10 protein-coding genes are annotated in these 9,310 nt (G+C 39.3%); 4 read left to right on the forward strand and 6 right to left on the reverse strand.

The annotated features are described in order from the left end of the window. The first annotated feature begins 243 nt into the window (after positions 1-243). The 4 genes from cysC (at position 244) to IQ236_RS22605 (ending at position 2,822) form a co-directional block, all read left to right on the forward strand. Complete coding sequence (cysC, locus tag IQ236_RS22590; protein ID WP_193871370.1) at positions 244-855, forward strand: adenylyl-sulfate kinase; 612 nt, start codon at positions 244-246, stop codon at positions 853-855. A gap of 57 nt (positions 856-912) precedes the next feature. Further along, the gene (locus IQ236_RS22595) at positions 913-1,701 is read left to right on the forward strand and encodes a DsbA family protein (protein WP_193871371.1); all 789 of its coding nucleotides are present in this window, start codon (positions 913-915) and stop codon (positions 1,699-1,701) included. 28 nt (positions 1,702-1,729) lie between these two features. Next, the gene (locus IQ236_RS22600) at positions 1,730-2,389 is read left to right on the forward strand and encodes a lysophospholipid acyltransferase family protein (protein WP_322744309.1); all 660 of its coding nucleotides are present in this window, start codon (positions 1,730-1,732) and stop codon (positions 2,387-2,389) included. A 127-nt stretch (positions 2,390-2,516) separates the two neighbouring features. Further along, positions 2,517-2,822, forward strand: coding sequence for a DUF2288 domain-containing protein (locus IQ236_RS22605; protein ID WP_193871372.1), 306 nt, complete (start codon positions 2,517-2,519; stop codon positions 2,820-2,822). Here the strand turns inward: IQ236_RS22605 and IQ236_RS22610 are convergent. The 6 genes from IQ236_RS22610 to IQ236_RS22635 all read right to left on the reverse strand — a co-directional run bounded on the left by IQ236_RS22610 (position 2,793) and on the right by IQ236_RS22635 (position 8,989). Further along, on the reverse strand, positions 2,793-3,509 hold the full coding sequence (locus IQ236_RS22610) for a phosphorylase family protein (protein ID WP_193871373.1): 717 nt from the start codon (positions 3,507-3,509) through the stop codon (positions 2,793-2,795). The two genes, IQ236_RS22605 and IQ236_RS22610, sit on opposite strands and share 30 nt — an antisense overlap. Before the next feature lie 116 nt (positions 3,510-3,625). Continuing rightward, positions 3,626-3,802, reverse strand: a complete 177-nt coding sequence (locus tag IQ236_RS22615; protein WP_193871374.1) for a hypothetical protein — start codon at positions 3,800-3,802, stop codon at positions 3,626-3,628. A 184-nt stretch (positions 3,803-3,986) separates the two neighbouring features. Further along, positions 3,987-7,544 carry a PAS domain S-box protein gene (locus tag IQ236_RS22620; protein ID WP_193871375.1) on the reverse strand — a complete coding sequence of 1,186 codons (3,558 nt, stop codon included), beginning with the start codon at positions 7,542-7,544 and terminating at the stop codon, positions 3,987-3,989. Between the two features lie 31 nt (positions 7,545-7,575). Then, positions 7,576-7,899: a circadian clock KaiB family protein gene (locus tag IQ236_RS22625; RefSeq protein WP_193871376.1), complete on the reverse strand. Its 324-nt coding sequence runs from the start codon at positions 7,897-7,899 to the stop codon at positions 7,576-7,578. 22 nt (positions 7,900-7,921) lie between these two features. Beyond that, positions 7,922-8,248, reverse strand: a complete 327-nt coding sequence (locus IQ236_RS22630; protein WP_190521440.1) for a circadian clock KaiB family protein — start codon at positions 8,246-8,248, stop codon at positions 7,922-7,924. Between the two features lie 252 nt (positions 8,249-8,500). Beyond that, positions 8,501-8,989 carry an Hsp20/alpha crystallin family protein gene (locus IQ236_RS22635; RefSeq protein ID WP_193871377.1) on the reverse strand — a complete coding sequence of 163 codons (489 nt, stop codon included), beginning with the start codon at positions 8,987-8,989 and terminating at the stop codon, positions 8,501-8,503. Between the last annotated feature and the right edge of the window lie 321 nt (positions 8,990-9,310).

The following is a 9,310-nucleotide window of genomic DNA, read 5'->3' on the forward strand; positions in this document are numbered from 1 at the left end:
TTTGGTTGCCATCATCCTGTTGTTGAATGAATTAAAAGCCGTTATTGTGATTCGATTTAATTTCAGGATATTAACCGAGAAAATTCTGTAAAATTTGATCCTTTTTTTCATTTTGTTACCTTTAACAGCAAATATCCGTTCAACACAATACAAATTATTGTTAAAAAGTCAAGGAAAATTAAAAAGAAATCAAAGCAATCTTCAAAGATAAATTCGGGACGGAGATCAAGCTTGAGTTGACTGATGATCCAATCTTCACTTACCATAATAAATGAGAGATCTAGCTTAATCAGTACAACAGGAGAAAAATCGTTAATGCAGCATCGAGGTGTGACGGTATGGTTTACAGGTCTGAGTGGTGCCGGAAAAACCACCATTAGCCGAGCGGTCGCTGAGATCCTTCAACAGAAGCAATGTAAACTCGAAATATTAGATGGAGATATTGTTCGGGAAAACCTCACCAAAGGTTTAGGATTTAGTAAAGCAGATCGGGATGAAAATATCCGTCGGATCGGCTTTGTTGCCCATCTATTAACCCGAAATGGGGTGATTGTCCTGGTTTCAGCTATCTCTCCCTATCGAGAAATTCGCGAAGAAGTCCGCGAAAAAATCGGTGATTTTGTAGAAGTCTATGTTAATGCACCCTTAACGGTTTGTGAAGATCGAGATGTCAAAGGGTTGTATAAAAAAGCAAGAGCCGGGGAAATTAAAGGGTTTACAGGAATTGATGATCCTTATGAAGCTCCAACAAACCCAGAAATTGAATGTCATACAGATCAAGAAGATTTAGCCGAAAGTATTGCTAAAGTTATGCAAAAATTAGCCGAGTTAGGCTATATTTCCAGTGAGGATTGACCGTTAACGGTGGACAGTTGACTGTTAGGATAAAAAAGAATCGATTGGGTAATGGCTATGAAACAACAAGTTTATCGGTGGTCACGGTTATGGATCAGCACGGTCTTGATGGTTACGATCGCCTTGACGAGTTGTTCACAACCCGCCCAGTCGGATCAAACGGTGAAAGTGAGTCCAGAACTGGAAAAACAAATCCTGCAAGTGATTCGAGCGCATCCAGAAGTTATTTTAGAGTCAGTTCAAGCGTATCAACAACAACAGGACGGCCAACTGCAACAGGCGCGACAAGCGTTCCTCGACCAGATGAAAACGAATCCTCAAGCCATTATTGGCAAATCTCCCGCCACAGGTGCAGAGGCTAAAAATATTGTTCTGGTAGAGTTTTCCGACTTTCAATGTCCCTTCTGTGCCCGCGCTCACCAAACCATCCAACAGTTCATGAAGGCTCACCAAGATCAGGTGACACTGGTTTATAAGCATTTTCCCCTAACTCAGATTCATCCTCAAGCCTTAAACGCGGCGAAAGCATCCTGGGCGGCTCAACAACAAGGAAAATTCTGGGAATACCAAAATGCCTTGTTTACTCAGCAAGATCAATTAGGAGAAGAATTGTATGTGGCGATCGCCAAACAGTTCAACCTGAATCTTGATCAATTCAACCGCGATCGCCAAAGCCCACAAGCCCAAGCCGCCCTTCAAAAAGATATCCAATTAGCAGAAAGTTTGGGGATTTCGGGAACCCCTTTCTTTATCATGAATGGTGAAACCTTCTCCGGCGCAGTGGAATTATCCGAAATGGAAAAAGTCTTAGCGACCGTCCAAGCATCCAAAGGTCAGAAAAACTAACCTTTTCCCGAACTATTCAAACAATCGCGTGAATCAAGAATTTGCATCTGTTGTGAGAAGCCGTGAACCCCTGTCCAGTTTGATTTTATATCACTTGTTTAAGTGGTCAGTGGTCAGCCCGATGCTGCATCTCTATTTTCAAGGTCGGATTTATGATGCAGATCGGGTTCCCCTCGCAGGGCCCTTAGTGGTGGTTAGTAACCATGCCAGTGATTTTGACCCGCCTCTACTTTCTAGCTGCATGGGGCGTCCCGTTTCCTATATGGCAAAGGAGGAATTATTTGAAGTTCCCGTTTTGAAACAAGCCATTTCCCTCTATGGGGCCTATCCCGTTAAACGGGGTTCACCTGATCGCAGCGCCATTCGTGCCGCCTTAAAACAGTTAGAGAATGGTTGGGCTATAGGAGTTTTTTTACAGGGAACTCGCACCCTGGATGGTCGGATTACAGAGCCTAAATTAGGGGCGGCGTTAATTGCGGCTAAAGCGAAAGTTCCTTTATTACCTGTGTGTTTATGGGGAACTCACGCCATTGTCAATAAAGGTTCCTATTTGCCTCGACCAACTCCCGTAACCGTTCGGGTCGGCCATTTAATCCCTCCCCCTGATTCTACTGACCGCGAAGAATTATTAACCCTAACTCTCAAATGTGCGGATCAAATTAATGCACTGCATGATTTAGGACGTTAATCAGTTATCAGTGTAGAGACGCGCCATGGCGCGTCTGTACCAGTTATCAGTGTAGAGACGCGCCATGGCGCGTCTCTACCAGTTATCAGTTATCAGTAATTCGTAATTCATAATTCGTCAATTTTTTATGGAAACTGAATCTTTAAGAGACCAACTGACCGAAAATCTGGATGAAGCCGAATGGGATTGGTTAACTCCCCATGTGGAACGAGAAGTTGTGATTGTTGTAGAGCCCCAACTTGATTTATTATCAGTGGGAGAAGCGATCGCTTTGGATAATGCGACTTCGGTACAACATTGGATTAGTGAACAACTGATTTCTAAACCCTCTCCAGAGCGGATTTCTGAATGGAATGATCAGCCGAAAAAAAGATTTCAAGCATTAATTGTGCAACCGTTTGTGTTAGTTCAAGAGATGCAAGCTGACGGTTAATGTCCCCAATTGTTGAGTCACTTGTTGTAAAATCTGAAGACTTTTTAACCCACTCCGAATCAGTTGTAATATCTGAATCGGATGTTGTAGCATTATCTTCAGGAAGGGTAATTTTTTTAATTGTCCGTTGGCATCAATTACAGTCGTTAAGTCGGGTAAATTTTGATAGCAATCATCACTAATTACCCGCACCATTGCCACTTTAATTCCTACTTTTGTTAACAATTCTAATATAATTGTGCCTTCCATATCCACGACTTCCACAGAATACCGTTGACCTAATTTTTGTTTTTCAACGGCGGTTGTAATCACCTGTTCGCTAGTTAATCCACAAACTAAATGAGCAGGAATGAAGTGCTGGTGTAACGCCAAAGTTAAGTCAATGTCACAACAATGTTGACTTGCTCCTGGAGAAATTAAAGGTAAACAGTTTTTATAAATAACAATATCTCCGATGTGTAGATTAGGGGATAAACTTCCACACAATCCTAAAACTAAAACTTGTATTGAGGACTGACTTTTAACTGCATCTGACTCCAGCCATTCTTGTAAATAAACCGTTAAAGATTGAGAGCCAATGGGAATCGGAATCACTTGCATAGACGAGGGTTGAATATTTTGTAATCCTCGCATAACTGCTTGATATTCTTGACCTTGAGGAACCAGAATAAAATTAAATGGCTGCATCCTTTACCTTGATGATTTTAGTCTCAATATTTGCTAAAACTCAACAATAGAGTTGAACAAGGGTATTAATTCTGTTTAATTTAGTTCAGACTCAGGATGCTATCTTACCATTTCACTTAGACCAAGGCTAATTTTTTAACCGTTTTTTCAAGAGATGCGGTATAGTTCAAAATTGAGGCTTGAGCCGCCGTTAAATCGGGCATTTCTTGCCAACAGTGGCGACACCGCCAAAAGAGATGACCTCGGTGAAAGTGTCGCAGCATCGGATAAGCACAACAGGGACAGTTTGGCATAAACGTTTGTTAAACCTCATGAAAATGGATTAGGGATCAATTACCCGCCTGGGAGGTAAGTTTTAAAAACAGGATTAAAATAATGATTTGACAATAAAAAACAAATTTGAAGAACTTTTGAAGATTCGGCAAATTCGGAAAACTGTAATAAATCTATACATTTTGAATAAAAAATAAATCAAATTCAGGCGAGATGATCACAGGTTTTGCTAAAAAGACACACCTGATTTCGTCCCTGTTGTTTAGCTTGGTACAACGCAGCATCCGCCGCGCGTAAAACAGACTCTCCGGTTACACCTTGGGCTGGAAAGATAGCCAGCCCTAAAGATAAGGTAATCTGACCTAAATCTTGATAGTGATGTTGTAGCTTCAGATTTTGAACTTCAATGCGGATTGTTTCTGCCCTTTCCTCAAGAATTTCCAGAGAAACTTCAGGTAAAATCAGGGTAAATTCCTCTCCTCCATAACGGCAAGCAATATCTGACCCCCGGATATGTTGTTGTAAAAAAGCACCCAGTTTTTGTAAAACAATATCTCCGGCATCATGACCATAGTTATCATTATAATGTTTAAAGTGATCAATATCAATCATCATCACCCCTAAACAAAATTTCTGACGTTGGGCGCGACTAATTTCTCGTTCTAAAGATTCTTCTAAATAACGACGATTATATAATCCCGTCAAACTATCTCGAATACTTTGATATTCTAAAGCTTCCCGTAGTTTTAAATTGGCTAAAGCTAAAGCAATATGTTCTGCAACCGCTATCGCTAACCGTTGTTGGTCTTCAGAAAGTTGTCCAGGTTCCTGAGAAGCCAAACATAATAATCCCAAGGCATCTCCTTGGGCGGTCATGGGAATACAAAGATGTTCAACCGCAGGTAAAGGAACCCTAGATGACTCCATTGCCGTTGTCACTGCTCGGCCTATTTCACTAGAATTGATTAATTTAAGTTGACTCCGATGTAATTTTTTAGAGATATGTTTACATAATAAATGGCTTTTAGGAGAGGCTACAAAATGAGATCTTCCTCGACGCAATGCCCAGCAATCTTGAGGGCTAAAAACACTCTCACTCACCACCTCTAAATTTCCCCAACTGGCAACCATTTCCACTAAATTTTTAGAATTTTTAGTCACAAATAAACTCCCTGAAAGATGGGGAAAAAAAGGCTTAAGTAATTCATTAATCACTTGATAGGCTTCTTCTGTGGAATTACACGCTTGTAAGAACTCACTCATTTGACCCAGTAGCACCGTTTCCCGGTTTCTTTGTTTCAAATCATTCACCCAACGGGTGAGTTTTTCATTGGCTTGTTGAGCCGCATCTTGGGTTTGTTTACGCTCTGTAATATCACGACAAGTCACCGCTAAACCATCGAAAAGGGGAACAACTTGCAACTGTACCCATTTGGCTTTAACATTCGGGTCAGAAACCGCTAATTCTTCCTCAAATCCTTTATGGGTTTTAAACCCCCGCAGATATTTATCAAAATATCCCCATTGTCCCCAAGGAAAAATATCATAAAGTCCTTTTCCGAGTAAACTTTCTTTATTTTGGGAAATCATTTCTTCCGCTTTAGAATTCATATCAACTAAGATAAAATCCAGTGATTTTCCAGATTCATCTCGACAATTTTGTAATAGAAAAAACGCATCTAAACTGCCATCAATAGCGGCTCTAAACCGGGATTCTGACTCCTGAAGAGCGACGGTTGCTTTTTGCCGTTCAAGGGCTTCTTCTTGCAGGTCGTTAATGGCTTTTTCTAATTCTTGGGTTCGTTGTTCTACTCGTTCTTCGAGTTCTTCATTAATTTGATGTAATTGATTTTCTAAGAGTTTTCGTTCCGCAATTTCTCGAATTAATTCATCATTGGAAGTTGCCAATTGCAGGGTTCTTTCTTGAACTTTAATTTCTAAGTCTTCTTGGGATTTTTGGATCGCTAGTTCTACTTGTTTGCGATCGCTAATATCTCGCATAAAAACCGTTAAAATTTTACCTTGGTCTAAAAACAACTCAGAAATAGAAACCTCAGCCGGAAATTCCGTACCATCTTTACGACGACCGATGACTTCACTATAGTCTTTAATATTTTTAAATAAACAACAATTGGAAGATAATAATTCTAAGTTAGATTGATCATTTCTTTCAATAAAAGTTTTAGAAATTAAAAGACAAAAGGGCTGTTTTAACACTTCATTTGCCGTATAACCAAATATTTTTTCAGCCCCTTGATTAAATAAGGTAATTTGTTGCTCTTCATTAATAGAAATAATGGCATCTTGAGCCATATCTAAAATTCCAGCCAAGCGCAAACCCGAATCGATAATCGCTTGTTCAGCTTGTTTTGCCTTGGTAATATCTCGATTAATTTTTAGAATTGCAATCGGATTTCCGTCCCCATCTTTTTTGAGCGACCAACTACTATGAATAACAACAATATTTCCTTTCCGGTTGGTTTGAATTAATTCTCCTTCCCATTTTCCTTGGTCAAACACTTCTTGGTGAATTTTATCAAGGGATTTAGGAAATTGAGTATTTAGGATTTTGACTAAATTTTTGCCTAATGCTTCTAATTTAGAATATCCATAAAGTTTTTCAGCCCCTTGGCTCCAATAGGTAATATTATTATTCAAATCAACGGCAATAATTCCATCATTGGCTAAATCTAAAAGTTGAGCCTGATCTTGTAAAATTTGTTGAGTTCGGGCTTGTTCTAACAGTTCTTGTTTTAAGCGATGATTTAAAGATTCTAACTCGGCGGTACGTTCAAAAACTTTGATTTCCAGGTCTTCATTAATTTTTTTTAATGCTTCTTCTGCCCATTTTCGTTCCGTAATATTGGTTAGAATCACCACACAGCCTTTGAGGAAGCTATGGGGAATTGACAGGGGACTAGCACTCATAAGAAAGTTGAAGGTTTTGCCATCATCTCGCAGAAATAATACTTCCTGACCTTTATAAGGATTCCCATTAATAACAGAGGTGATCGAAAACATCGAATTGTTCTCTTTTCCCAACCCAGACTGACCTCCATTGGAGTTGGGGAAGAGTTCAAGTTTAATCATGTCATCGAAATTAGAAAGCAGTAAATTTTTACCTAAAATTTTGTGGGCTTCCTGACTGGCTCGAATAATTTTTCCTTGATGATCACAAACAATAATAGACTCTGCCGCTTGCTCCAACAGTAGCCTAGTTAACCGTTCTTGAGCAATTAACTCTTCATCTCGTTTTTGTTCTGATAAATCCGTAACAATTAAACATCCAACTTCAACTCCTTTTTGATTTAAGATGCTAATGGAAAGATAAACGGGAACCTCAGTTCCATCCGCAGCAATTAAGATTAATTCTCCTTTTCCCGAACCCAAACTCGCCTTCTGACATAAAGCCTCAAAGAGCATGATGTCAGAAGGGGAAATAAATTGTTTAAAATCGCTACCAATTAATTTTTTTAACGGGGTTTTGACTAAAGCAGCAAGCCGTTTATTACAATAAAGCAATAACGTACTATCGGTAGTAATCGTTGCCGCGCCTTCTTTCATTTCTTCGACTAAAAGTCGATAGGAAGAATCCGCCCCTTGCAGGGTATAAACTTGCTCTCCCTGTGATCCCGCAATCACTAAAGCATCCACCTCTCCATTGCCAATGGCGCGTAATGTTTCCTCGGCAATTGATAATTGGTAACGCAGATTATCAACTTCTTGTTTTAATTCTAATTCTGATGGTTTAAAGTTAACCATAGTTAACTCTCAAATCCGGGAAAAACATGATTTAAAAGGATAAATTTAAAGCCATGAGGATTCTTTCAGTTTGAGATAAATCCCCAATAATTCGTTGTAAGGGTAAGGGTAGCAGTCGAATCAAAGTTGGGACAGCAACGATGGGTTCGCCTTGGGTCAATTCCGGTTGCTGGTAAACATCAATTACTTCTAAATCATAATGATCTTTTAAGTAAGTTTCACAAATGTGCTTGATGGTTTTTAAAGCTAGAATTGACTTGCAATTAGTTCCAGCAATATATAAACGAAAGCTGTAAAGTTTTTCCTCTCTTAGTTGCTGAAATTCCGGTTTAGGTTGCAGAGAATGAGATTTCATGATCTTTTCCTTGTGTATTGAATTAAGGATTTTTCCATTCTTCCCCTTTCCATAGCTCTAACCCCACTAAGACTTTTTCAGGATTGGATAAATCTCCAATAACTTGCTTCAAGGGTTGGGGAATGGTGCGAACTAATGTCGGAAGGGCAAAAATTTTATCTTGCTGGGCAAGTTGCGGATTTTCTAACAAATCGATAATTTCAATTTGATATTGACCCTGGAGATACTGCTCACAAATTTTTTTCAAATTGGTGAACGCTGTAATCGCTTTAGGTGTTTGTCCAGCAACATATAAACGAAGTTCCCATAATTTGGGTTCATCGGGTTCCCAGTTTTCTTGATTATCCATGATGGGGTGGGTTCTCCAAATTTAATGACATAAACTGTCATTACAAGTTTCGCTAAATACATTCTAACCACAGAATACTCAACCGGATGATTAATACAGGTTTACGACGGTAAAACCAACTGGGTTTACTGAACGAATAGAAAGGGATTAGAGGGTTGATCAATGATAGTAATTTAGACTCAAACTCAAGTATGATTAACCAGTAGTAGCTGAAATATAATGTAGACTCAATTAAAACATTATTGTTGCCATTCACTCTCTAGCCACAGATAACCTTTTAACCGTTGAATCACAACGAACGATAATTCCTTGAGTACAGGGTGAAAAGGTTTGTTGCTTGGGTAAAGTGAGTTGTAATACATTCCCCAGAAATTCTGCTGTTACGGTTTCGGGATGCACCGAATAAGGTAAAGGAATCAAACTTTTAAATTCTTGGGCTGGATAGGTAAAATCACAATAACCCAAAATTTGTACCTGTTCAATCTTTTCTCCCGCTAAAAAAACCGTTTCGGATGTTACCCGAATTTCCAAATCTTCGGGTTGAAAATAGGGAATAGAGATGTTTAAAAGAAGATGGGTTGACGTTTCTTGCATTTGGACATCCCGAATCGGTGTTGTTCCCTCCTGAGCGACCCAAATGGTGAGAGGGGGATTGGTTGAAATCGGGTTATCGGTGAAAATCTGTATCTGTTGATACAGATTGCTCAGAAACTGCCAAATTTTTAAATTCTCGAAAATCATGGATTGCTTCTGCTAAAGTTTCCTGATAAATTCCCGCGCTCAAAGTGAACAGGTGTCCATTTGATTGCTTTTATGAATAACTTAGCAAGGAAATTTGAAGAAAATTTGAAGTTGAGTTTTGATTTCTTAAGATTTTTCGGATTACGAATTACAAATTGGGAAAAGGTTTGCTGGATTTAGTACAGACCCCCCTGGACACAAGAAAAACTTGGGAAGCTTGGTAGCCTCGTCTATAAGCGAGCGAGGCGGAAAAGCGACTCAAGTAGTTTTAACTACCAGTCTAGTAATGATGTGGATCTTCAATATGGATTGGCATCGTAG

This window comes from Planktothrix mougeotii LEGE 06226 (assembly GCF_015207485.1).
In the GTDB taxonomy this organism is placed as follows: domain Bacteria; phylum Cyanobacteriota; class Cyanobacteriia; order Cyanobacteriales; family Microcoleaceae; genus Planktothrix.